This window comes from Psychrobacillus psychrodurans (assembly GCF_050209195.1).
Taxonomy (GTDB): domain Bacteria; phylum Bacillota; class Bacilli; order Bacillales_A; family Planococcaceae; genus Psychrobacillus; species Psychrobacillus psychrodurans.
The window spans coordinates 506,861-530,679 of sequence record NZ_CP189791.1; the positions used below are offsets into that span (position 1 = coordinate 506,861).

Here is a 23,819-nt window from a genome sequence, read left to right on the forward strand (position 1 = left end):
ATAGATAATTCCTAAATATCAGGAGGCAGAGAATATGAATGAAAGTATTTCTTTAGTGGAAGCGTTTAAACAAACAAAGTATCAAGTAGCTGGAAATGGAAAAAGAAATATGCAAGTTATAAAAGAAGTCTTTGAACAGGTAGATGGAGAGCAAGAAAGCGATATATACGGAAAAGGACAAATCATTGAGTCTTTTCAAGAGAAAATGGCTACGTATTTAGGGAAAGAGTCTGCAGTATTCTTCCCAAGTGGTACAATGGCTCAACAAATAGCCTTACGAATTTGGTGCGACGAAAAAGGGGTTAAGAAAGTAGCGTACCATCCACTAAGCCATTTAGAAATACATGAAGAAGATGGTTTAAAGGAATTGCATCATATTGATACAGTTTTACTTGGTGATGAAGCAGGCTTAATAGGATTAGAGGATGTCCTGAATTTAGATCAAGATATAGCCTGTCTATTATTAGAACTGCCTCAGCGAGAAATTGGGGGACAGCTCCCTGACTACAAAACTATTGTAGAAATCTCCGAGTATTGTAAAGCAAACGGGATTCGATTGCATTTAGACGGAGCAAGACTTTTTGAAATTCTTCCGCATTATCAGAAATCTGCAGCCGAAATTTGTGGTCTTTTTGATAGTGTGTATATTTCGTTTTATAAAGGAATTGGAGGACTAGCCGGAGCTATTCTTGCAGGGGACAAAGAGTTTACACAACAATCGAAAGTCTGGAAGCGTCGTCATGGTGGAGATTTAATAAGTCTGTATCCGTATATCTTAAGCTCTAGTTATTACTTTGATAAGAGAATATCAAAAATGGAGCTATACTATGAAAATGCAATAGAGTTAGCGATGCTATTTAATTCATGCCCTTCCATCCAAACTAAACCTACTGTTCCCGTATCTAACATGTTCCATGTACACATAACTCGACCAAAGGAGCAGTTAGAAGCAGTACTTAAAGAAGTTTACTACAAAACTGGAGTAGGTTTGACTAGTTATCTCAAAGAGACAAACCAATCTACTTATAGTTTTGAGGTGAGTATTGGAGATCAATACAATTCCATACCAAAAGATAAATTAGAAGAAGTATTTCAATTACTTCAAGTTAAGCTTAAATAATTGATGAATAAAACCTAATAACTTACACAAGTTATTCTTCATGGAGGTGAAATTTCATGTCGAAGAAAAATAACAGTAACAAGAGTAACTCATTAGACCGTGAAGAATATGGATTCGGATATGATGTCAGTCCAGATGATTTAGATGTCTACGTACAAAACAATAATGCTCAGAAAAAAAATAATAACGAAAATAATACCAATGCCAATCGCAATAAAAATGAGAACGAATGTTAAAAGAATTGAAGTTTTAATAAACCCATATACAAAACGATAGAATTGTTTTGTATATGGGTTTTTTTATTTTTATAAAATATATCATTCTTTAATTTTACTACGAAAACAAAATCAACTTTTGGAGTTCTATTTTTCCCCTTTGTTTCTTACAGTGTAACAACAGCTAGAAAAAAGGGGATGTTCATTTGTTAATAGATGGAGTTTTTTCAGGAGGTGGACTTAAGGGCTTTGCATTGGTTGGTGCCCATCAAGTATTAGAGGAAAAAGGATATAAATTCAAGCGAGTAGCTGGCACTAGTGCAGGAGCGATTCTTGCTAGTTTCATTGCGGCTGGTTTTACTAGTAAAGAAATAGAAGAATTATTGAACGAACTAGATACATTAGCCCTTTTAGATCCTAGGAATACAATTCTGCCATTTCCTTTAATGAAGTGGATAAATCTATATTGGCGGCTAGGATTATATCAAGGAAAGGCACTCGAAAACTGGTTTTTAGAAAAGCTTGCTTTGAAAGGAGTATATACCTTTTCAGACATCGAGCAAGGTTCACTAAAGTTAGTAGCTTCAGACCTTACGAACGGTAAAATAATGGTAATCCCTGATGATTTAGAGCGTTATGGGATATCAGCATCTAGTTTTCCGATAGCGCGAGCTCTCCGTATGAGCTGCGGAATCCCATTTTTCTTTGAACCCGTTAAATTAAAAGTTACTTCATCTGATACGATTATTGTCGATGGTGGTGTGTTAAGTAATTTTCCTATGTGGATTTTTGACAATGGTAACAAAGAGAGACCGATACTAGGCTTAAAACTAAGTAGCAAATCAGAAGACAGGGAACCTCGCAAAATAAAAAATGGATTAAATTTATTTGAAGCACTATTCTCAACAATGAAAAATGCCCACGACGAAAGATATATTTCACGGAAAATTGAAAAGAACATAATTTTTATTCCAGTGGAGGATTACGAGGCAACACAGTTTGATTTGAGCGATGAAATAAAACACGAATTACTAGAAAAGGGTAGAAATCGTGCCACTCAATTTTTAAAAACGTGGTAAGTAAAATGTTTAATTCGAGCAGACAAAGGAATAATAAGAAAGAGGATACAACCGAAGGAGAGGATCATTCATGGCAAATAATGCAAAAGAAGAAGCACTAAAAATTTTAGAGAAAAATATGGTTGGTACGATGGCGACAGTACAACAGAATAAACCACATTCCCGATATATGACTTTTTTTAACGATAACCTTACTCTGTATACAGCAACTAGTAAAAAAACACATAAAGCGGAAGAACTTAAGCAAAATCCCAATACACATATACTATTAGGCTATGATGGGCATGGGTTTGGCGACAGCTTTTTAGAAATTGAGGGGACAGTCATCGAATCAGATGATGAAGCAATGAAAGAAAAAGTATGGAACAAAGCGCTAAAAGGTTGGTTTGAGGGTCCTGAAGATCCAGATTTGTTAATCTTAAAAGTTACGCCTACAAAAATTCGAGTGATGAATACAAAAGGAGAAGAACCTCAAGTTGTAGAACTCTAAAGTCCTTCTCTATTTTTCGGAGACCTTTCTGCTGTTAAGTTAGGTCTCTTTTACTGCTAATTTTAAAAGTATCTAGCATAAGATTACTACTTTCATCGCTTAATCTCTCTATAATTCTTCTTTTACGATAAAGCATCATTCCAGCCTCTGCAATATCATGGATTGCTGAACGGTTAATAAAAGCCCCAAAAACTAGACCTGCAATTGGAATCATTTGAAATAGCTTTTTCCAGCCAAACTGGTCTCTATAAGACAATACCACTTCACGCCAGCCCTGTATCTCCGATAATACCTCTCGCTTTGTCTCTTCATCTTGTTTGTCAAACTTAGATAGCTGAGATAAAATAGCTTGTTTTCCGACAATATCTGAGGAAATAAATTGAAGAGATTTGATAATAAATAATCTTTCCTTTTTGTCATTTGGATCATAGCCATAACAAATGGCAATATCCTGTAACGTTTTCAGCTGTAGGCCTAATAGAAAAGGGATATCAATGGATAATGTAAAGATACCTCCAATACCTGTCCCGGCACCTTGAACGGTAGCTAGGTTTTTTCTATTTTTCGCTATTCCTGTTACTGCATTGTCCATAGTAGCAATGGGTAATCGGTTGACTTCTTCTATATTTTCAATTCCCATGGTTGGATAATATGATCTGATCTTCGATGTTGAACTTAAATAGCTGCCACCTGTTTGGACATATTGTCCAAGCTCATCGATTAACGATCCCATTTTTGATTGAATAAATTTTGGAGTCCATTTATCCATTATTTTAAAAGGTAATCTACCGATTTTCTCCCAAAACCATAGGTCACCCTGATCTTGCTCCCAAGCTTCTACTTTTATTAACTCAGTATGTAACCATTCTTGTGAATCTAACATCATTAAATCACCTCTTTTTACTAATACGTCCATTCATCAAAATAGTTTCATTCTATGATTTTCTACTGTTTAAAATACATAATTAATGAAAGGGGTGGCAAACTAAGGAAATCTTTAAGTAGGAGAGTGGTTCTTGTGAAAATAGGGAGGTTAGTGCGTGCCACTTTAAGTGGTACATCCCAAAAGAAAACGTCAAAAATAGAGCACGAAGAACCAACAAATGAACTAAAGGACCAAGTTACAGAAAGACTGGAAAATATTAAAAAACAGACATCTGAGATAGATGATATTATGTTTAAAAAAATTGCTACAGATGAAGGTGTAGTTACAGTTATATATTCTAATTCATTAGTGGAAAAGATGACGATACAAACGATGGTTTTCATTCCTCTCACAAACTATATCAATCAAATACATCAGGTTTCAGATTCTATTGAGGATAAGGATATACAAGAGATAACTAAAAAGGTGATCACTGGACAAACCGTTTTGTTTTTTCACAAGACCTTTCAATTACTTAGTATTGATACATACAGCGCGCCAACCCGTTCTATCACAAACACAGAGGTAGAATCTACCGTAATAGGTCCGCAGGATGCTTTTACAGAATCGTTAGAAACGAATATCTCTTTAGTAAAGAGACGTATTAAAAGTCCGATGCTGAAAAATGAAACATTTACAATAGGAACTGAAACGGATACAAAAATTTCCGTAGTTTATATGGATGGCATTGTAAACAAAGATAACCTAGATGTTTTGAAAGAAAGAATTGAAAAGTTAGATCACCCGGCCTACACAGATGTCACAATTCTCAAACAATTGATAGAGGATAACCCTCTATCTCCATTTCCGCAGTACTATTTAACGGTACGTCCAGATACGGTAAGTGGTTATTTGCATGATGGAAGAATTGTTGTTTTTATGGAAAATAGTTCTGCTGTAATGATATGTCCAGTCACTTTTTTGGAAATGTTCATGTCTGTAGAGGATTATTATAATCGCTGGACAACGGCTTCCTTACTAAGAATGCTTCGATTTTTTGGGTTCTTTTTAACAATCACAATCACTCCATTGTACGTATCAGCTTTGACATTTCATCCAGAAATTCTCCCTTATGAGCTTCTACTAAACCTACAGGAATCTAGAGCTAAGGTGCCGTTTCCACCCCTATTTGAAGTGTTATTTATCGAACTCATTATTGAAGTACTAAGGGAAGCAGGATCTCGAATGCCGGCTAAAGTAGGGCAAACAATAGGTATCGTAGGAGGTATTGTAATTGGAACTGCAGCTGTAGAGGCGGGACTGATTAGTAATATCTTGGTTGTACTTGTTGCTACATCAGCATTACTTTCCTTTTTACCACCTATCTTCTTAGTTAGTAATACTAGCAGGTTTGTACGATATATTTTCATTATTTCAGCCGGATTGTTTGGCTTGTTTGGGCAAATGATTGCTTTTACTTGGTTAATGGTCCATCTACTAAGAATTGACTCCCTAGGAAAGCCTTATATGAGTCCTGTTATTCCTAGAAAGGCAACGGATTTATTGAATGGCATCATTAGATTTCCGACTAAGTATTTGACTAAGAAATCGGGGATTTCCAAATCGCCCAAGAAATAATATTTTAAACGGAGGAGGGAGAACTTGAGTCAAAAGAACTTAAAAGTCCTAGGCGTATACCACGTAATTTTTTTAGTGCAAAATACAATGGTTGGAACTGGGCTTCTCTCCGCTCCTCAACGATTAAGTGTATTAGGCTATAGTCAGGTCCTAATGCCAATCTATTTTGGAATCATAGCAACTATAACTATATGGCCTATAGTTTGGATTTGTTCTCAGTATAAAGGGGATAACTTGTTTCGTATCAATGAAATACTATTAGGAAATTGGATAGGTAAGGGTATTAATGTCTTAATAGTTCTCCATTTTACTTTGTTGATTTCTGCTGTCGTTAGTAATTATATGAATCTGATACAAAGCACTGCGTTACCTGAACAAACTACTACTGTAACCATACTATTAGTGCTTCTACTTCTTACTTATATTGTGAACGGTGGTATTAAAACAATTGCACGTTTCTGCACGTTAACCTTTTGGGTAGGTTTACCGATAGTGTACTTTTTAAGATGGGGCATTGAAAAAGGTGACCTAAGTCATATATTTCCTTTGTTTAACTTTACTTCAAAGGAGTTTTTCAAAGCTCTGCAACAAGGCTATTTATCAATTCTTGGCTATGAATTAATTATGTTTTATTTTCCATATATAATTGATCAAAAAAAGGCATTTAAACATGCCATGATTGGAATATGGATTACAATTTCCTTAGTATTTATAACAACATTGGTGAGTGTGATGTACTACTCAGAATGGCAGTTAGAGCATGTTGAATTCTCGGTACTGCACCTATTTAAAGCAGGTGAGTTCTCTTTTGTAGAACGAATCGATATCATGGGTATTACGTTTTGGGTTTCTTTAATACTAACGACGGCAGCGGTATACTTGTGGAGCGCAAGAAAGGGATTGGATTCCATTAGATCCAAAAAAAGTAGATACCATGTGTACTTTATTGCAGCGGCGATTTTTGGGGTTATAATGCTCCCAGTTAACCGTGAATTTCAACAGAAGCTTTTTGATGCAAGTATTTATATAGAATATATAGTAATTCTATGGCCGATTTTGTTATGCCTAATACATTTAGTTAGAAAAAAGCAGGTGAAATCAAAATGAAGAAGAGTATCATACTATTCGTTTTAACGATATTTATAACAGGTTGCTCCGATAAAGAGTTGAAAGTGCCTTTAGAGGATATTGGAATGGTTAGTACACTCTCATTTGACTATATTGATGAAGAAATGATGAAATTAACCGTTGCAATACCACAATTTTCACCGGAGGCTAAAGAAAATACGCAACTATTCTCGGTGACTACAGATATGATTTCTAAAGGGATTGTAGAGATTGAAATGCAATCGGATAAAAAAATTGTTTTAAATCAACTAAGAGTAGTGCTTTTCAATGAGGAATTTGCAAAGCATGGAAGAATGAGGAAAGTAATACAACATTTATATCGGGATTCAGCAGTTGGCAATAAGGTACTTATTGCAATAGTAAAGGAAAGTGGAGAAGAAGTGTTAAAGGCCGATTATCCTGACAAACCAAATGTCAATTTATATATTAATGATCTATTACAGCCTAGTATTAATACTGCCTTCAACCCAAACACGAATATTCATGACTTTATATATACACAAACGAGTACAGTCCATGATTCTATTGTTCCAATAGTTGATAAAAAAGATGGGATAATTAAAATCGAAGAGGTTGCTGTTTTCAAGGGGAAAGAAATGATAGAAAGTATACCACATGATGAAGCACTTATCATACAAGCACTCCAGGGGAGAAAAAACCTAGCACCGTTAGCTTTAGATCTTGGAGATGGAGAAGAAGATAAGCTTGTTTTGGATTTAATCAGTAATAAGGTAAAGATGAAAAGTAATAAAAGTATGGAAGCACCAAAGTTATCTATTGCTTTAAAAATGGAAGGAACTCTTGTAGATTATGTGGGGTATAGAGCTGGTGAACTAGAAAGTTTGGAAAAATTATCTGAATTGGAAGAGGATATAGATAAACATACCTCCAAGCAGGTCGAAGAATTTCTAGATAAGTTGAAAGAATTAGAAGTAGACCCCATTGGTTTAGCGGAAGAATTCCGGAAACATTATCATGGTAAATGGGATAAAGAGAAAACAATTGATATTATTAGTAAATTACAGGTAGATGTTAAAGTAGAAACTTCTATTATCAGTACAGGTAATCTAAAGTAAATCGTTAGATACGTAATTATGATAACAATCAAGTTCAATTTTGGCGTGAATAAAGAAGACATGATAGCGTTTACATTTTGTTGAATACTAAATGTAAACGCTTTAATATTGTAAACAACAATAACTTAATAATTTAAATAGGGGGACAGAGAAAATGAGTACAGAACAACAAGAACAATCTGCGTTCAAAGTTAAAGTACAACGATTTGGTAGCTTTTTAAGTGGCATGATTATGCCAAATATCGGTGCGTTCATAGCATGGGGTCTTATTACAGCATTATTTATACCTACAGGATGGAAGCCAAATGCGGATTTTGCAGAGCTAGTCGGTCCAATGATAAACTATTTACTGCCAATCCTAATTGGTTTTACTGGTGGTAGACTTGTCCATGGTATTCGAGGTGGAGTAGTTGGTGCTACCGTAACGATGGGGGTAATCGTTGGAGCGGATATCCCGATGTTCCTTGGGGCTATGATTGTAGGACCTCTAGGTGGTTGGGCTATTAAGCAATTTGATAAGCTAGTAGAGGGTAAAATTAAAGCTGGCTTTGAAATGCTAGTGAATAACTTTTCAGCAGGTATTATTGGTGGTTTCCTAACATTAGTTGCTTACAAATTAATAGGACCAGCGGTTAATGCATTAACAGATTTCCTTGCAGCTGGAGTTCAATTCATATTTGATGCAGGTCTATTACCACTTGCAAGTATTTTCATAGAACCAGCCAAAGTATTATTCTTAAATAATGCTATTAATCATGGAATATTAGGACCGTTGGGAATTGAGCAAGCTGCGGATGCAGGTAAGTCGATTCTGTTCTTATTGGAGTCAAACCCAGGACCAGGTCTTGGTATTTTACTTGCATTCATGATCTTTGGAAAAGGAGCAGCTAAACAAACTGCACCTGGAGCAGTTATTATTCACTTCCTAGGTGGAATTCATGAAATTTACTTCCCTTATATTTTGATGAAGCCATTTTTACTTGTAGCCGCTATTGCCGGTGGAGCTTCTGGTATCTTTACACTGCAATTATTCAATGCAGGTCTAGTGGCAGCTCCTTCACCAGGAAGTATATTTTCAATACTAGCGTTAACTCCAAAAGGAAGTCATATAGGAGTGATATTGGCTGTAGTAGTCGCTACTGCAGTATCCTTCCTAATTGCTTCTCTTATTCTTAAAACGTCTAAAGATATAGCGGAAGATGATTTAGTTAAAGCAACAGAAAAAACTTCTTCACTTAAAGGGAAAGAAAGTAGAGCTGCAGAATTTATCCAGCCAACTACAACAGCTAACTTAGTTCAGGAAACTTCCCTTGCTAATGTAAAACATATTATCTTTGCATGTGACGCGGGAATGGGGTCAAGTGCGATGGGAGCTTCTATTTTAAGAAACAAAATGAAAAAAGAAGGTCTCGATGTATCTGTAACGAATACTGCTATTAGCAATCTTCCGTCAGATGCAGAAGTAATCGTAACTCACAAGGATTTGACGAGTCGTGCTAAGGAACAATCGCCAAATGCCTATCATATTTCCGTTGAGAATTTCTTGAATAGCCCGAAATATGATGAGCTTATTGAACAACTAAAAAAATAAAAACACATCCGAAACTCGGCCTATTTTATAGGCTGAGTTTTGCCAATGATTTAGGATCGTTAGGAATGAGGTGTTGACCATGCTTATTTCGAGCAGAGAAAAGATGATTATTGAAGCACTAATTGTAGAGCAGGAAGAAATAACGATTAAAGAATTATCTAAAAAAATTGATGTGAGTTCACGAACAATACAGCGAGATTTAAATAATGTTCAGAGTATTTTAGATTCCTACGAGCTTGAACTGATTAGGAAATCAGGAGTTGGTGTTCAAATCATAGGGAATGAACAAAGAAAGCAAGAATTAGTTCAACAGCTTAAACAGTTCAGGCAAAGGGAATATACATTAGAGGAAAGGCTAACATTGATACTATGTATTTTGTATGAATCAGCTGAACCGGTCAAACTCTATTCCCTTTCCAAAGATTTGGGAGTTTCGATTTCAACCGTCAGTGCAGATTTGATGAAGCTTGAGGAACAGCTACAGCCTGTCCAGCTTTCGATATTGAAAAAAAGAGGTTATGGAGTAGAACTTTCAGGAACGGAAAATGCAAAGCGTAGAGCTATCAGTTACGCAATATCTAAAACCTTAAAGGAAGAGGGACTTTTTTCCTTAATTAAAGAAAAGATTCATCAAAAAACGAGCAAGTATGAAGATCCAATTTCGGAAAGGCTAATGCACCTTGTAGATAGAGAAAAGTTAGGGATGATTGAAGAGGCTATGAAGGATTTATATCCAGACTTCTCTTTATCAATGACAGATAGTGCTTACGTGGGGTTAATCGTTCATCTTGCCTTGGCTATTGAACGTATTTTACAAGGTGAAAATATTACTATTGATGAAGCATATTTAAAGCAAATAGCGCTTGAACCAGAATACCCGATTGCCAAAAAAATTATTAATATGTTAATGGACCGTTTCCAAGTTGATATACCAGAAGCAGAAGTCGGTTATATAACGATGCATCTTCAAGGATCTAAACTTCGTCAACAAGAAGGGGTATTAGTTGAATCCTCCAATTTAGAATTATATAGAAAGGCGAAAAAGTTAATTCAAGAAATGGAGAAGCAAACTAGCTTTCGTTTATCAAATAATGAATCCCTTCTTGAAGGATTAGTTACCCATTTAAAACCTGCGATCTATAGGGTAGAGCAAAATATGGGCATAGTGAACCCCTTACTAGAGGAAATTCAAACGAATTATAAAGAGTTGTTTGAGCAAGTAAAGGCTGCTACACGAAAAGTTTTTCCAAAGCTACTAATCCCAGATGAAGAAATTGGATATTTGGTTATGCATTTTGGATCTGCCTTAATTGGGGTACTAGGTAAGGGAGACCTAAAGGCATATATTATTTGTTCAAGTGGAATTGGAACTTCTAAATTACTGGCATCAAGATTATTGCGGGAAATTGAAGAGATATCAGAGGTATCGAATATTTCCGTATTCGAATTAAATAAGTTGACGACCACTATCACTGATAGGGACCTTATTATCTCAACCATTTACTTGCAGGATTTTCACAGGGAATATATTATGGTTAACCCTTTTTTAACAACCGAAGAGATTAACCAAGTGCAACTGTATGCAAGAAGGAAAATGCTTATCCAGAAACCTCAAACACTAGTAAAGGAAAGTCATCCAACTGTAGAAATATTAACGAAAAAAATAGAAAAATTAAATCAGTTCACAGGAGTAATGCTAAAGGTTTTATCGAATTTTCAACTTAGTCTACTAAAAGAGCAAAATACAGTTAAGCAATATATGCAAGAGATTTGTGTGTTGTTGGAGGATAGACAAATCATTGAAGAAAAGGAAAAAGTTATAGAAGCTTTATTGGAAAGAGAAAAAATTGGTGGTATTGGTATTCCAGGGACAAAACTTGCGTTATATCATACACGTAACGAATATGTTCAAGAACCATCGTTTACTATTCACAAACTTAAACAGGCCATCCGTACAAAAGGAATGGATGGAAACGACATGAAAGTGGATACACTACTTGTATTACTTTCACCTGAGGCATTTCTAAAGGCAGGTTTAGAAGTGCTGAGTTTAATCAGTACCTTAATAATTCAAAATGAACAAAATACCCAATTATTTGAAACAGGAGATGAATCTCAAATTCAAGCATTTTTAGCAGAAGAATTTGAAGCATTTATTAGAGAAAATATAAATTAATGGAGGCGTTTTACAATGGCATTACCAATTTTAGCAGCAGAAAATATTTTACTAAGTCAACGATTAGCTACAAAGGAAGAGGCAATCCGTTTAGCGGGCCAAATGTTAGTAGATAAAGGTTATGTGGAGTCTGGTTATATAGAAAAAATGTTAGAAAGAGAAGAGATGACATCTACGTTTATGGGAAACTTTGTTGCAATTCCACATGGGACTGATGATGCAAAAAAAGAAGTGAAAGAGTCAGGTATCACTATTATTCAAGTTCCAGCTGGTGTAGATTTTGGAGATGGAAATATAGTGAAACTAATTTTTGGTATTGCTGGCAAAGGCGATGATCACTTGGACATTCTTTCTAATATTGCAATTACTGTATCTGAAGTAGAGAATGTTGAAAAGATAGTTAATGCAACTTCACCAAAGGACGTACTTGCCTTTTTTGAAGGAGTGAACTAATATGAATGCTGTTCATTTTGGAGCTGGAAATATCGGAAGAGGATTTATCGGTTTATTGTTGCATCAGTCTGGATATAAGACCTGTTTTGTCGATGTAAATGAAGAAATTGTTGATTTATTGAACGAAAAGAAGCAATATACTGTTAAGTTTGCTGAGGAATCTCAGAAAGAGTTCCTCGTTAAGAATGTTCATGCGATTAATAGTATAAAGAATCCTGAATCTGTCATTAATGCGGTAGCGAATGCGGATATCGTAACTGCTGCAGTAGGAGCTAATATACTTCCTTTAATATCAGGATTAATAGCAAAGGGATTGAAAAAACGACTGACACAATCGAAAAAGCCTTTAACTATTATTGCTTGCGAAAATATGATTGGTGGCAGTACATTCTTAAAGGAAAAAGTATTAGAAGAGCTAACAACGGATGAAAAAATCCAATTCAACACGCATTTCAGCTTTCCAAATGCGGCAGTAGATCGAATTGTTCCAAACCAAACTAATGCCGATAAATTAGCAGTAGTAGTTGAGCCATTTTATGAATGGGTAGTGGATGAGTCAGAGATAAAGGGAACCAATCCACCAATTCAAGGAGTTACATTTGTACAGAATTTGGAGCCGTTTATTGAACGTAAATTGTTCACTGTTAACACGGGGCATGCTGTTGTTGCTTACTTTGGTTATTTAGCTGGAATTCGCAATATGCATGAAGCCCTTGAGAATATGGAAATAAGAGAAATGATAGAGCGAGTATTGCAGGAAACAGGAAGATACCTTACTACAACCTACTCATTTAATGAAAAAGAGCATGCTGAATATGTACAAAAAATCATAAATCGTTTTGCTAACCCATATATTTCAGATGATACAACTAGAGTTGGGCGTTCACCTATGCGTAAGCTTAAAAACAATGATCGACTTGTCCGTCCAGCGACCAAATATGTAGAAATGTTCAACGAGAATCCTTTATACTTAGTAAAAGGGATAGCAGCAGCTTTACATTATGACTTTAAAGAGGATCCCGAAGCAAATGAAATACAAACTATGATTGAACAAAAAGGAATTCAATTTGCAATAGAAGAAACGACTAGTTTAAAGCGTGGTACAGATCTATTTGAGATGATTCATGAGCAATATGATAGAATGGCTATAAGCAAAATAAAATAAAACCAATTCAAGGGAGAAGATTATTATGACAAACCACACTTACACAGTTGTAGCAGAATCAGGAATTCACGCAAGACCGGCGACAGGACTTGTACAAATTGCATCAAAATTCGTTTCAGACATTTCCATGGAGTATAAAGGGAAAAAAGTTAACCTAAAATCAATTCTTGGTGTTATGTCACTAGGTGTAGGGCAAGGAGCAAGTATTTCTATATTCGCTGAAGGAACTGATCAACAAGAAGCATTGGAGTCAATCGAAAGCTTTCTTAAATCTGAAGGGATAATTGAGTGATGACAGAAAATTTAATAGGGATTGCTGCTTCCAGTGGTATAGCCATTGGTAAAGCTTTTTTGATGATAGAACCAGATTTAACTATTTCAAAAAGTACAGTTTCTAATAAGGAAGAAGAGGTTACTCGATTCCATGAGGCAGTAAACGCTGCTAAGTTAGAACTGCAAAAGATTCGTGACCGTGCTGAAATTGACTTAGGCGCGGAAAACGCTGCGATTTTTGATGCACATTTACTTGTTCTTAGTGACCCTGAATTAATAGGCACCGTAGAAGGCAAAATAAATGATGAAGCAGTAAATGCAGAGGCTGCTTTGCAAGAAACAGCAGATACATTAGTTGTCATGTTTGAACAGCTTGATAACGAGTATATGCGTGAGCGGGCAGCTGATATTCGAGATGTAACGAAGCGAGTAATAGCAAGACTTCTTGGCGTGGAAGTACCGAATATTGGATTGATAGATGAAGAAGTTATAATCATCTCCAAAGATTTAGCACCCTCAGATACCGCTCAATTGAATAGAGCATTCGCTAAAGGATTTACAACGGATATGGGCGGACGCACGTCACATTCTGCTATTATGGCCCGTTCATTAGAAATTCCTGCGGTTGTTGGTACAAAAAATGCTACATCTGCTATTAAACAAGGTGATTTTATCGTTGTGGACGGAGATAATGGTGAAGTAATTATAAACCCTTCCAAGGATGTTATTGAGAGCTATGTCGGAAAAAGAAATCAGCAAGAAGTAGAGAAACAAGAACTATTGTTGCTAAAAAATAAGCAAACGATCACATTAGATGGTATACATGTGGAAGTAGCAGCAAACATCGGAACTCCAAAGGACGTAGAAAGTGTTCTTGAAAACGGTGGAGAAGGAGTCGGGCTATATCGTACAGAGTTTCTGTATATGGAACGAGATTCTTTACCAACAGAGGAAGAGCAGTTCCAAGCATATAAGCAAGTGCTTGAACAGATGGATGATAAACCTGTAGTTGTTCGTACATTGGATATTGGAGGAGACAAGCAGCTTCCATATTTAAATCTTCCAGAAGAAATGAATCCATTCCTTGGCTTCAGAGCAATTCGACTATGCTTAGAGGAACAAACAATATTCAGAACTCAACTTCGCGCTTTACTACGCGCAAGTAACTTTGGGAATCTTAAAATAATGTTCCCAATGATTGCAACTCTAGAGGAATTCAGAGAGGCAAAACAATTACTTTTAGAAGAAAAAGAAAAGCTTCAGCAGGAAGGTACACTAGTATCAGATCATATAGAAGTCGGTATTATGGTAGAAATTCCTTCGACTGCTGTATTAGCTGATCAATTCGCAAAAGAAGTGGACTTTTTCAGTGTTGGAACAAATGATCTAATCCAATATACAATGGCGGCAGATAGAATGAACGAATCGGTTGCCTATTTATATCAGCCTTATCATCCAGCTATTTTACGATTAGTTAAAATGGTAATCGATGCTGCACATGCCAATGGAAAGTGGGCAGGAATGTGTGGAGAAATGGCAGGAGATTCTATAGCTATTCCATTATTAATAGGTTTAGGGTTAGATGAGTTCTCTATGAGTGCTCCTTCTATGCTAAAAGCGAGAAATCAGATCAATCAGCTGACGCAAATGGAGATGAAACAGCTTGCGGATAAAGCCCTCTCTATGCAGACTTCCGAGCAAGTTAAGCAATATGTAAAAGAAACTTTAGGAGTTTAATAGTTCATAGATTAAAAGCTTCATGAAAACCCACTCAATTGCTATGAGCGGGCTTATTCATGAAGCTTATTTTCTTTTTGATTTAGGAGTAGTTTTTTCTAGTTCAGCAAATTCTTTGGCAAATTCTTCACGGATGTCGCCTGGTTTGATTTTTAGATTTTTTGGCGTTTGAGGTAGTGAATCTTTGTTGTTACTTCTTCCTTGCTTATTGTCTCTCCCCATATAAATCTCCTTCCCTTTATTCGTTCAAACTTAATATGGCTAATTTAAACTCTTTTAAACGGGATAAGCTGAATTATATGTAAGATGTGTAAGAGGTTGAAGGAGCTACGTAATTTATCCACGATGGATCATGCTTTCCAGTCCGATGAGCCCAAAATTCATGCCATCTATTTAAAAAAAAATGCTCAAGTACATGGGGTAAACATTCCACGTACTTGAGCATTTTTACTTTTTATTGAAAAAGGTGGTAAGTTGTTTTTTAGTAGGGGCTTGAATTTTGTAGGTTAACTCTCGATCACCACTGTTTTCTATACGTGGAATGATGGACTCTATTACATTGAATTTCCAAAAGGATGGTTTACTTTTTGTACTCTTTTCCGTATCTTTTGTCATCATTTTGCGTTGAAAAGGGTGCAGCTTAGCCATTAAAAATTTTTCTTTTATACGAATTAACAGGTAACCTTCGTCTGTTTCAGGATTGAATTTTTTCATTAGGGATTCACCTAACTCGAACGTATTCGATTTGTTTTGAACAGATGGCGAAAGAACTAAAATATTCCCTTTACGGAACAAGGCTGTATTCGACACTTGCTTGAGACCTAAATCATTAATAAGAAAATCTAAGTTCACTTGAGACGCTTCACTAGCGACTGACATATTCCATACCTCCTCAACATTTACAGACTCCTATGTTAAGTATACCCTAATTTGTAGTCGATATCTTCCGTTTTGGAATATTTACTTAATTTATAGTGATTTAAAGCTAAAAAATGGACTTTTTTTCGCAAAGCTAAGTTTGCGTGAAGCTTTTTGACAGATTATTTCTAGATTCTGGATGTGGAAAGAAAAGTGGATGTGTAATAAAGTAATTAATTATATTTAGATAGGATCTGAATTTATGATTGTTTTGTTATAAAGTATAAAAAATGCAGTAATCCTCGGTAGTAGACCGAGAATTACTGCAATATTAAGTATTATTCTACTTCTAGAAGATCTGATTCATCAGACTCTTCTAATACATCAAAGAATTTCCATTCACCAGCTTCATTTTTTTCTAAAAGATAGCCTATAGTAGTTTCAATTGTATTTTTCTCGTCAATTGTGGATTTTTGATGTTGTATAACTAAAGCGCTGTTATTCAGAATATATTGAACGTCAAAATTAAGTGTTTCGTATCGAACATCGAAGTCTTTAAATGTTGCTTCTATTGTTTCTGACAGCGTAGCATAGCCAGGGAATTCTTCACTGTATAAACCGATAGTTGCCTCTAGATTTTCAGCATTTGCATATTCATCAGCCTTTTGGAAAAACTCCTTAATTTCGTTTTCTTGCTTAAGGAAGTTCTCATCTTTGCGAATACTTTGATAATATGCTTCATATAGATCTTCTATAATTGCATCATCTTTGATAGTATCTAGTGAGTCAAAAAACGTATTAACCTGTTCTTCCACTAATTTTTGATTGGATTTTTCCATGATTAATTGATCTAATTTGTCTATATGCATTTTCGCCGTAATTACGTTTTTAGATGATTGAAGAGCTTTTTCACCCGGAGTTTTAAACTGAGTTAAAATGGCATCTCTAGTAGACTTTCCGTAAACACGGTAAAGTAAAATTGCTTGTTTTCGTATTTCACTAGATAGGTTATGGTAACTTTTCTCCGTTACATCAGATGTTGGATTTTTAGAATATAGAGCATTAAATTCATTTGCCTTTTCTACTATTTTCTTTCCAGAAGTAATAGCGTCGATATATCCCATTGCTCTTTTATAATGAATACCAGCATTATCTTCTAATCGTTTTTCTAACTTCACCTTATCCTTAACATTTACTTTTTCTAATTCGCTTTTTGCATTCAAATAAGCATTTTTAGTTAAGTTGAAAATTTTCATATCAGGGTATTTAATGTCCTTAGTCAGTTCATACGAAATTTGCCATTTCAATGCACCTGCATGTTCCTCCGCTACTTTAACTAAAGATTCAGCTTTTGAAATAGAAGATGCCTCAGCATTTGTAATAGGAATGAATATATTTGCGCTTATAATTCCCGCTATCAATCCATAAGATAATAATTTCTTCATATGTATTCTCCTAAAATGTAAGTCTTATAAAATAGTATTTTATAAGCCTTAATAAGAATATGTTATTATATTGTTAAATACTAGATAATATTGATGGTTATACATCCATAAAACGGTAATTTTTTTGCTTATTTAATAGTTTTAAATATATTATTTTACCGTCATGTTACTATTTTTTACTTAATCTTAATTTCTTCCTACTTTCATGTTAAAATAAGCACTTACCAAAAGAGAAGGAAGTGTTAAGTATGGTAGGTCGAAATGATCCTTGTCCATGTGGTAGTGGAAAAAAATACAAAAAGTGCTGCGAGTCAAGGCAGACTGATTCTATAGAAGAGGTACAAACGGAGGAATTGGAACGATTATTGCAATCTTTTTATGACCACTATCCAGAGCGTAAGGATATGGAAGAGTATGCGGATCTAGTGCGTGCTTGGAGCAAAACGATTGGCGACTATTTAGATTTAGAAATGATTGAAGCCATTGTAATGGATGAGTTCTTTTTCCATTATAAACAGCAGATTTGGTTAGGCTATCTAGAAAAGCAAAAGAAGAAAATGGTGCGTCCTTCTACACTAAGTGTTTTGAGCCAATGGGATAATCCGGTGGTGTTTGTTGGTAAAGTAGCAGAGGTGGATGAGAACTATATGACGGTTTCTCATATACTCACTAAAGAAAGCATTAAGCTTAGACGAGAAAGTGATAAGCCAGTGCCAGTAGGAGTCCATGTATACTGTTTTATCTTGCCAGATGGCACTAACAAAGAAAATCATTATTTAGCTATTTCAAGTTTAGTTTTCTTCCCAGTTGATCATCAAGAAGTCTTTGATAAAATAGAAAAACAATTTGAAAAGCAAGATACTCTATCAGCTTCGACCTTTTTAAAGGATACGGGAGCAACCTTATGGAAATTGCTTGGAGAGAATGGCTATGAGGGTGGAGAGTATACACACTTTGAAGTCGGAGTATTACAAGTAGCGATAGATTTCTTAGAGAAAAATAATCGTGAATATGGTAAGTTTATAGAAATTGTAGAAGATTATTTAGTGGAGCAACAACCAAATGCACGCAAGGAAGTGGCAATTGCTGCTGGAGCCATTCGATTTGGTCAAGAAAATGGGTTGTTTGAACCTTTTAATATGACTATAAAAGAAATTGCAGAGACTTTTGAGGTTTCCACTTCCTCTCTAAATAAGTACTACAATGAAATAACGGAGTATTACAAAGGAAAATAGTTTATGTATAAAAGGTCACCACTTATTATTTTTATAAGCGGTGACCTTTAACTATTAATAATGGAATTTAAGGCAAGTACTAATTAAACATTCCACTTAAAATCCCTTTGCCTTTTGATGAGTTACTGTATGTTTTATCTGCTTTCGTTCCACGAATAGGAGAATTTTTAAAGCTACCAAATTGCTTTGCTAGTTTATCCCTTGATCCCTTATTTCTCATTAAAAATGCAGCTCCAAGACCTAGTGCAGTTAGTGCCATTTTATTTTTATTCATAATAGTTTCCTCCTAATTTTTTTGTTATGAATTGTTTTCCCGCATTTATTGATGTTAAACAAACATTTGGCCAATGTTTAGTAATCGAAAAAAAGGATAAACAATTTAAAACATACTAAGGGAGTGGTAACTATGAAAAAGCATTCAAAGGATAAAGAAAAACAAGATATTTCGGGTCGTATTATGGACAATCCTGATTTATTAAATACAGAGAAGGAAAGTATTTTTGATAAAGATGAAGATATGAAGACGGTTGATCCTATCCCAGTAGAAGAATTAAATGAAAAAGTGAAAGATGAAAAAGATAAGCGAAATACTAAGTCTACTTCTGCTAGTGAAGAGCGTTATCCAGGATAAGTGCTTTTTAGTTGTTTATTTTCGCTAAACATTGGTGATAATTTAATTGTTATAGAAGACAGGAGGATTTTCGAAATGAAATTAAGGAAATATCCACTAATAGGAAGTGCTGTTATCTCATCTTTCCTATTATTAGGAGCTTGTGGAGATAAGGAAGAAGTGAGCGAAGCACCCGATAAAGAGACTGCTCAAAGTGAATTTGGTTTTCAGTCATTTGAATTGGATGTAGATACGGCAGATCAAAAGGATGCAATTGACGCTTCTTTTGATATTGATATATCAGAAACAGAGGCTGAATACGTTAACCAATTAGAATCCAAAAATCTCTCTGGAAACGATGCTTACACAGAGTTAGAGCCTATTTTTAAGGAAATTGCTCTAACTAAAGATATGAGCAAGGAAGAAGTGATTGAAAAAGTTACTCAAGCATTTGGAGTAGAGGAGTATACAGAGTTCGAGTTAGAAGTAGAGTTCTCTGACGGAGACACACAAGAATTTAATGATAGAAAATAGAAGATAAAAAACCTTGAGAGACAATGAAAGTTGTTTCTTGAGGTTTTTTATACCTTATATAAGTTTCTCTGGATAGAGGGGTTCTTGAGAATTAAACAAACAATAATCTGCTATAATTTCCGCTTCAATCAATTAAGATTTCTAATAAATGTAGGGGTATCTAAAGACACTGAGTAGAAAGCAACTTTTAGTCATTCGATCTACACATTTAGGTAGAGAATTAGTAAAGTTATTTGGTAATGTTATCTACTACACAAGTAAACGGTAATAGTCCGCAAGTAAATATTGGCTTCGAGCAAGTAAATTCTATACGACCGCAAGTAAGCTGCAGTTGGGAGCAAGTAAATAATAGATCGGAGCAAATAAAGCTAAAATAGAGTTGAATCATTCATGAGATAAGGATGTAAATACTTCTTGAGAGCACAAATAAAATTCAGTGTTCCTGGTACATTGAACGATATATGATCATGCAAAATAAAAAGGCATTACTTATTAAATCTCCTCAACTAGTTAAAAAGCATATGACAAAAAGTAGCAGGAAACTGAGCCCCCGAAATTATATCTTCGGGGGCTTCCTTTATAAATAGAAAAGCATCCTTTCCCTAGTTCCGATAAAGCACTAACCTGTTTCTAAAAGCTGAGCGACAGACAGTATCTCCAAATAGTCAATCGGTAAAAATCCATCAACAAGCCTATCCAAAGTACTTTGGTTCAGGCGTTTTTTACTTGGTTTTCCTTAGAATCTATAAATATATAAATGATTCTAATATAATTACTGTTTCATTACAAAGTGATTAACAATGGTCACATTGTGTTTAGTTTCTATATTAAGGGGGGTACATACAGAATAAGACTAATTTTGAGGAGGCAATACCATGAACATTGAATCGAATAGACGAATTGAAATTGCTCGTACGGAAGAAGAAATGTATGAAAAATTGGAAGGCCTACAAAATCAGGGTTATGCAGAAAGCGATATACATGTCATTTCAACTGAAAATGTACATTTAAATGCACTTAGTCGTCATTCAGAAGTGTCTACCCATGAGGCTGGTACATTTATAGATAAGTTCAAATCTTGGTTTACTGGAGAAAATGCAGTAGCAGAAGGATTACGAAAGTTAGATTTAAGTGAAGAGGAAAGAACAAGGTATGCGGGAGAAGTAGCGGGAGGAAGTATCGTCCTATATACAGATGTTCTCACGCTAAACGACGAGCCAATGTACGGTACCCATGAAAATGAATTTGAGCAAGAGTATACGGATACAGTAGGTACAGAGGTAGTACAAAATCGTTTTATGGAAAACGAAGACCCGATTAGTGATTATGCCAAAGAGCAAGGATTTAAACCATCTAATAATGAATTTGTAAATGAAACAGATAGTCGCTTTGATGAACCTCAGGATCGCTTCGCACGTGGAGAGACCTTTGCGACGGATCCACACTTAGCTAGAGAAGAGGATCATATAGGCCACTCTATGCAAGAAGATAGAGTAGTTAGAGATTCTCGACCGATTGTTGATGAAACTGTTACGAATGAAGGGAAATCATATGGCACGCACTCTCCAGGAGCTGATCCGAATCTAGGTCCTGCAGCATATGGTAGTGACACAGTAAATGAGGAAGAAGAAAGACTTTCTCATGATCAGTATGAAGAAAAGTTGGACTATCAAAGAAAACTGGATGATATCCCTCCAACTAATCGACTATACTAAATCACACCTAACTATAGAACCTCTCTTTTTGGAGAGGTTCTTCAGCTTGACGACAAAAGTATTGTTATAAACTGCTATGCGTAATAATAAATATCTTTAAAGAGGTTGCTTAATCTAAATAAAAGTATATATAGTGGAAACCTTTAAGGAGTTGTTTATAAGGCAAGGACCACCACGAAGACTCCTGTGGGAACAGCTTGAGCAGAAGACCCCGCAGGAAAGACATTGGTCGAACTCTGTTTGACCAATGTCTTTGCGACGAGTAACCGCAGGAGCATATGTTTTCGCAGTGACGAGGAGGCTGAAGCCAAGCCCACGGAAAGCGAAGTGGTGGTCCTTGCCGATTTTAGTATACAACTCTATGCACCCAAAATTGAGTTTGTCTACAGTCTGCAGAACCTCTCTTTTTGGAGAGGTTCTTCTTTGCATTCTATTATGAGATAATGAGATTCAATCCAACAACATGAGGTGACTTATAATGGACTTTATAGCTATCGATTTTGAAACAGCTAATAGCCTGCGTTCAAGTGTTTGTTCAGTAGGAATCGTACAAGTTAAGAACGGGGAAATATATAAAGAAATACATTCCTTAATAAATCCTTTAAGTGAATTTCATTATTATAATACAAAAATTCATGGAATTACCGAATATATGGTACATGGTGCACCAACCTTCGAAGAATTCTGGCCAGATATGAAAAATCTAATTAAAGATCAAGTTGTCGTTGCACATAATGCTAGTTTTGATATGGGTGTATTACAGGAATCCTTACGTCAATTTCATGAACCCTCACCAAATTTTGAGTATGGGTGCTCTTATCGAATTGCCAAAAAAGTTTGGCCACAACTTTACAATCATAAGTTATCAACGGTAGCGAATTATTTAGGTATTAGCTTAAGACATCATGATGCTTTAGAGGATGCCCGTGCAGCTGCTATTATTACGATAGAAGCGATGCAGAAAACCAAAACAAATACAGTCCAACAACTGGCAAAACTACATAATGTAAAAATAAATCCCTCGATTCAAACTAAGAAACAACCATCTTCTCAACGTAATGGTAAAGCAGATTTGACTATTGAATATTTAAAACCTGAAAGTACAGAGCTAAATTCCAAACATCCGTTTTATGGAGCCCAAATTGTTTTCACGGGAAGAATGCTTGCGATGACTAGATCGAAAGCAGCGCAACTTGCAGTGAATTGTGGGGCGGTTTGCAAGGGAACAGTGGATCATCAAACAAATTACTTAGTCGTAGGGGATAATGATTTAGCCAAGTACCTACAAGGCATCAAAAGCTCTAAAATGCAAAAGGTAGAAGGCATGATTCAACAAGGACTTCCAATTGAAATCGTTGGAGAGCAAGATTTTTTAAGGTTAGTTCGATATCCATTTTGACAAAGATAGGGATTAATGAACAATAGTTACGATCATTAAATGATAATAACGCATTTCTTTTTAATAACTGAGAAATTGTATAAATAAGTTATCCGGGTGAAATCCTATTAGTAGTTAAGGAAAGGGTGAATCATCTTGGACAATTCAATATCTTACGGTGACGATTATAAATATATACCAGCAACTTCAGTAGGAAGTGGAATAGGCTTGGAGATTCTTCCAGACATTTTTTGTCATACTATACAAATCGTCAATATTTGTTTAGTAGGCAGTCCTAATTCAAATGACTTTGTGTTGGTAGATGCAGGTATGCCTTACTCAGCAGAAGAAATTATTTCAGTAGTTGAAGAGCGTTTTGGGGTAGATAAGAAACCCAAAGCCATTATATTAACTCATGGCCATTTTGATCATGTTGGAGCAATAATTGAGTTAGTAAAAAAGTGGGAAATTCCAGTATATGCTCATGAGGCGGAATTGCCATTTTTAACTGGCAAAGAAAGCTACCCTAAGCCTGATCCCACCGTAGAAGGTGGATCAGTTGCCAAAATGTCTTTTATATTTCCTGTTGATCCCATAAATTTGGGTAATCACATAGAAGTATTGCCTGCAGATGGAGCAGTTCCTTTTATGTCTGATTTTCAATGGATTCATACACCTGGTCACACACCTGGCCATATTTCATTATTTAGAAAAGAGGATGGGGTATTAATAGTTGGAGATGCATTTGTTACTGTAAAGCAAGAATACTTATATAAAGTGTTCACACAGGAGCAGGAAATAAGTGGTCCGCCAAGATATCTTACTCCTGATTGGGAAGCCGCTAGGGAATCGGTGAATAAACTTGTCGAACTAAAACCAAAAGTCGCGATTACGGGACATGGCTTACCTATGACAGGAGATTTACTTACAAGTAATTTGCATTTACTAGTGACTGAATTTGACTCGATTGCCTTACCTAGTCATGGGAAATATGTAAATAAAAAAATACAGTAAAAGTTCAAGATCCCATTCATCCAA

Annotated in this window: 24 protein-coding genes; 19 read left to right on the plus strand and 5 right to left on the minus strand. The window is 35.4% G+C overall.

Annotated elements, in window-relative coordinates:
- Positions 1–34: 34 nt before the first annotated feature.
- The 4 genes from ACQCPR_RS02520 (at position 35) to ACQCPR_RS02535 (ending at position 2,904) form a co-directional block, all read left to right on the plus strand.
- Complete coding sequence (locus ACQCPR_RS02520) at positions 35–1,120, plus strand: threonine aldolase family protein (RefSeq protein ID WP_427138074.1); 1,086 nt, start codon at positions 35–37, stop codon at positions 1,118–1,120.
- 56 nt (positions 1,121–1,176) lie between these two features.
- On the plus strand, positions 1,177–1,356 hold the full coding sequence (locus ACQCPR_RS02525; RefSeq protein WP_090564819.1) for a hypothetical protein: 180 nt from the start codon (positions 1,177–1,179) through the stop codon (positions 1,354–1,356).
- Positions 1,357–1,541: 185 nt separating this feature from the next.
- On the plus strand, positions 1,542–2,414 hold the full coding sequence (locus ACQCPR_RS02530; protein WP_090564817.1) for a patatin-like phospholipase family protein: 873 nt from the start codon (positions 1,542–1,544) through the stop codon (positions 2,412–2,414).
- A gap of 70 nt (positions 2,415–2,484) precedes the next feature.
- Complete coding sequence (locus ACQCPR_RS02535) at positions 2,485–2,904, plus strand: pyridoxamine 5'-phosphate oxidase family protein (RefSeq protein WP_093493554.1); 420 nt, start codon at positions 2,485–2,487, stop codon at positions 2,902–2,904.
- Between the two features lie 34 nt (positions 2,905–2,938).
- Here ACQCPR_RS02535 and ACQCPR_RS02540 read toward each other — a convergent pair whose 3' ends face one another.
- Entirely contained in the window at positions 2,939–3,790 is an 852-nt protein-coding gene (locus tag ACQCPR_RS02540) for an EcsC family protein (RefSeq protein WP_427138075.1), read from the minus strand.
- A 132-nt stretch (positions 3,791–3,922) separates the two neighbouring features.
- Between ACQCPR_RS02540 and ACQCPR_RS02545 the strand changes: the two genes are divergently transcribed.
- From ACQCPR_RS02545 to ptsP, 9 genes are all read left to right on the plus strand, one after another.
- The gene (locus ACQCPR_RS02545; RefSeq protein ID WP_427138076.1) at positions 3,923–5,407 is read left to right on the plus strand and encodes a spore germination protein; all 1,485 of its coding nucleotides are present in this window, start codon (positions 3,923–3,925) and stop codon (positions 5,405–5,407) included.
- 24 nt (positions 5,408–5,431) lie between these two features.
- Positions 5,432–6,514: a GerAB/ArcD/ProY family transporter gene (locus ACQCPR_RS02550; RefSeq protein WP_427138077.1), complete on the plus strand. Its 1,083-nt coding sequence runs from the start codon at positions 5,432–5,434 to the stop codon at positions 6,512–6,514.
- A complete protein-coding gene (locus ACQCPR_RS02555; RefSeq protein ID WP_427138078.1) occupies positions 6,511–7,611 on the plus strand; it encodes a Ger(x)C family spore germination protein in 1,101 nt (366 codons plus the stop codon). Before ACQCPR_RS02550 ends, ACQCPR_RS02555 begins: the two co-directional genes overlap by 4 nt.
- 154 nt (positions 7,612–7,765) lie before the next feature.
- Entirely contained in the window at positions 7,766–9,202 is a 1,437-nt protein-coding gene (locus ACQCPR_RS02560; protein ID WP_427138079.1) for a PTS mannitol transporter subunit IICB, read from the plus strand.
- A gap of 70 nt (positions 9,203–9,272) precedes the next feature.
- Positions 9,273–11,378: a BglG family transcription antiterminator gene (locus tag ACQCPR_RS02565; protein WP_427138080.1), complete on the plus strand. Its 2,106-nt coding sequence runs from the start codon at positions 9,273–9,275 to the stop codon at positions 11,376–11,378.
- 15 nt (positions 11,379–11,393) lie between these two features.
- On the plus strand, positions 11,394–11,831 hold the full coding sequence (locus ACQCPR_RS02570; RefSeq protein WP_427138081.1) for a PTS sugar transporter subunit IIA: 438 nt from the start codon (positions 11,394–11,396) through the stop codon (positions 11,829–11,831).
- Between the two features lies 1 nt (position 11,832).
- Positions 11,833–12,996 (plus strand): mannitol-1-phosphate 5-dehydrogenase, encoded by a 1,164-nt coding sequence (locus tag ACQCPR_RS02575; RefSeq protein ID WP_090564802.1) that lies wholly within the window; start codon positions 11,833–11,835, stop codon positions 12,994–12,996.
- A gap of 25 nt (positions 12,997–13,021) precedes the next feature.
- Complete coding sequence (locus tag ACQCPR_RS02580; protein ID WP_090564801.1) at positions 13,022–13,288, plus strand: phosphocarrier protein HPr; 267 nt, start codon at positions 13,022–13,024, stop codon at positions 13,286–13,288.
- Positions 13,288–15,006: a phosphoenolpyruvate--protein phosphotransferase gene (ptsP, locus tag ACQCPR_RS02585; RefSeq protein ID WP_090564799.1), complete on the plus strand. Its 1,719-nt coding sequence runs from the start codon at positions 13,288–13,290 to the stop codon at positions 15,004–15,006. Before ACQCPR_RS02580 ends, ptsP begins: the two co-directional genes overlap by 1 nt.
- 66 nt (positions 15,007–15,072) lie before the next feature.
- On the opposite strand, the gene ACQCPR_RS02590 is transcribed toward ptsP, so the two are convergent.
- From ACQCPR_RS02590 to ACQCPR_RS02600, 3 genes are all read right to left on the minus strand, one after another.
- Positions 15,073–15,228, minus strand: a complete 156-nt coding sequence (locus ACQCPR_RS02590) for a YfhD family protein (RefSeq protein WP_427138082.1) — start codon at positions 15,226–15,228, stop codon at positions 15,073–15,075.
- A gap of 225 nt (positions 15,229–15,453) precedes the next feature.
- Positions 15,454–15,885 (minus strand): hypothetical protein, encoded by a 432-nt coding sequence (locus tag ACQCPR_RS02595; protein ID WP_090564797.1) that lies wholly within the window; start codon positions 15,883–15,885, stop codon positions 15,454–15,456.
- A 317-nt stretch (positions 15,886–16,202) separates the two neighbouring features.
- Positions 16,203–17,309: a hypothetical protein gene (locus tag ACQCPR_RS02600; RefSeq protein ID WP_427138083.1), complete on the minus strand. Its 1,107-nt coding sequence runs from the start codon at positions 17,307–17,309 to the stop codon at positions 16,203–16,205.
- Between the two features lie 248 nt (positions 17,310–17,557).
- Here ACQCPR_RS02600 and ACQCPR_RS02605 point away from each other — a divergent pair, with 248 nt between their 5' ends.
- Positions 17,558–18,544 carry a YecA family protein gene (locus ACQCPR_RS02605; RefSeq protein ID WP_427138084.1) on the plus strand — a complete coding sequence of 329 codons (987 nt, stop codon included), beginning with the start codon at positions 17,558–17,560 and terminating at the stop codon, positions 18,542–18,544.
- Positions 18,545–18,623: 79 nt separating this feature from the next.
- On the opposite strand, the gene ACQCPR_RS02610 is transcribed toward ACQCPR_RS02605, so the two are convergent.
- Positions 18,624–18,818 (minus strand): hypothetical protein, encoded by a 195-nt coding sequence (locus ACQCPR_RS02610; protein WP_090564792.1) that lies wholly within the window; start codon positions 18,816–18,818, stop codon positions 18,624–18,626.
- A 132-nt stretch (positions 18,819–18,950) separates the two neighbouring features.
- Here ACQCPR_RS02610 and ACQCPR_RS02615 point away from each other — a divergent pair, with 132 nt between their 5' ends.
- The 5 genes from ACQCPR_RS02615 to ACQCPR_RS02635 all read left to right on the plus strand — a co-directional run bounded on the left by ACQCPR_RS02615 (position 18,951) and on the right by ACQCPR_RS02635 (position 23,795).
- Complete coding sequence (locus ACQCPR_RS02615; protein WP_090564790.1) at positions 18,951–19,175, plus strand: hypothetical protein; 225 nt, start codon at positions 18,951–18,953, stop codon at positions 19,173–19,175.
- 75 nt (positions 19,176–19,250) lie between these two features.
- Positions 19,251–19,688 (plus strand): YusW family protein, encoded by a 438-nt coding sequence (locus ACQCPR_RS02620; protein ID WP_090564787.1) that lies wholly within the window; start codon positions 19,251–19,253, stop codon positions 19,686–19,688.
- Positions 19,689–20,563: 875 nt separating this feature from the next.
- The gene (locus ACQCPR_RS02625; protein WP_340878899.1) at positions 20,564–21,403 is read left to right on the plus strand and encodes a general stress protein; all 840 of its coding nucleotides are present in this window, start codon (positions 20,564–20,566) and stop codon (positions 21,401–21,403) included.
- 478 nt (positions 21,404–21,881) lie between these two features.
- A complete protein-coding gene (locus tag ACQCPR_RS02630; RefSeq protein WP_427138085.1) occupies positions 21,882–22,802 on the plus strand; it encodes an exonuclease domain-containing protein in 921 nt (306 codons plus the stop codon).
- Between the two features lie 135 nt (positions 22,803–22,937).
- Positions 22,938–23,795, plus strand: coding sequence for an MBL fold metallo-hydrolase (locus ACQCPR_RS02635; protein WP_090564781.1), 858 nt, complete (start codon positions 22,938–22,940; stop codon positions 23,793–23,795).
- Positions 23,796–23,819: the final 24 nt, after the last annotated feature.

Coding starts and splice junctions, on each gene's coding strand:
- ACQCPR_RS02520 (WP_427138074.1), top strand. CDS start 35: ATGAATGAAAGTATTTCTTTAGTGGAAGCGTTTAAACAAACAAAGTAT.
- ACQCPR_RS02525 (WP_090564819.1), top strand. CDS start 1,177: ATGTCGAAGAAAAATAACAGTAACAAGAGTAACTCATTAGACCGTGAA.
- ACQCPR_RS02535 (WP_093493554.1), top strand. CDS start 2,485: ATGGCAAATAATGCAAAAGAAGAAGCACTAAAAATTTTAGAGAAAAAT.
- ACQCPR_RS02540 (WP_427138075.1), bottom strand. CDS start 3,790: ATGATGTTAGATTCACAAGAATGGTTACATACTGAGTTAATAAAAGTA.
- ACQCPR_RS02555 (WP_427138078.1), top strand. CDS start 6,511: ATGAAGAAGAGTATCATACTATTCGTTTTAACGATATTTATAACAGGT.
- ACQCPR_RS02560 (WP_427138079.1), top strand. CDS start 7,766: ATGAGTACAGAACAACAAGAACAATCTGCGTTCAAAGTTAAAGTACAA.
- ACQCPR_RS02570 (WP_427138081.1), top strand. CDS start 11,394: ATGGCATTACCAATTTTAGCAGCAGAAAATATTTTACTAAGTCAACGA.
- ACQCPR_RS02575 (WP_090564802.1), top strand. CDS start 11,833: ATGAATGCTGTTCATTTTGGAGCTGGAAATATCGGAAGAGGATTTATC.
- ACQCPR_RS02580 (WP_090564801.1), top strand. CDS start 13,022: ATGACAAACCACACTTACACAGTTGTAGCAGAATCAGGAATTCACGCA.
- ptsP (WP_090564799.1), top strand. CDS start 13,288: ATGACAGAAAATTTAATAGGGATTGCTGCTTCCAGTGGTATAGCCATT.
- ACQCPR_RS02590 (WP_427138082.1), bottom strand. CDS start 15,228: ATGGGGAGAGACAATAAGCAAGGAAGAAGTAACAACAAAGATTCACTA.
- ACQCPR_RS02595 (WP_090564797.1), bottom strand. CDS start 15,885: ATGTCAGTCGCTAGTGAAGCGTCTCAAGTGAACTTAGATTTTCTTATT.
- ACQCPR_RS02600 (WP_427138083.1), bottom strand. CDS start 17,309: ATGAAGAAATTATTATCTTATGGATTGATAGCGGGAATTATAAGCGCA.
- ACQCPR_RS02605 (WP_427138084.1), top strand. CDS start 17,558: ATGGTAGGTCGAAATGATCCTTGTCCATGTGGTAGTGGAAAAAAATAC.
- ACQCPR_RS02610 (WP_090564792.1), bottom strand. CDS start 18,818: ATGAATAAAAATAAAATGGCACTAACTGCACTAGGTCTTGGAGCTGCA.
- ACQCPR_RS02615 (WP_090564790.1), top strand. CDS start 18,951: ATGAAAAAGCATTCAAAGGATAAAGAAAAACAAGATATTTCGGGTCGT.
- ACQCPR_RS02620 (WP_090564787.1), top strand. CDS start 19,251: ATGAAATTAAGGAAATATCCACTAATAGGAAGTGCTGTTATCTCATCT.
- ACQCPR_RS02625 (WP_340878899.1), top strand. CDS start 20,564: ATGAACATTGAATCGAATAGACGAATTGAAATTGCTCGTACGGAAGAA.
- ACQCPR_RS02630 (WP_427138085.1), top strand. CDS start 21,882: ATGGACTTTATAGCTATCGATTTTGAAACAGCTAATAGCCTGCGTTCA.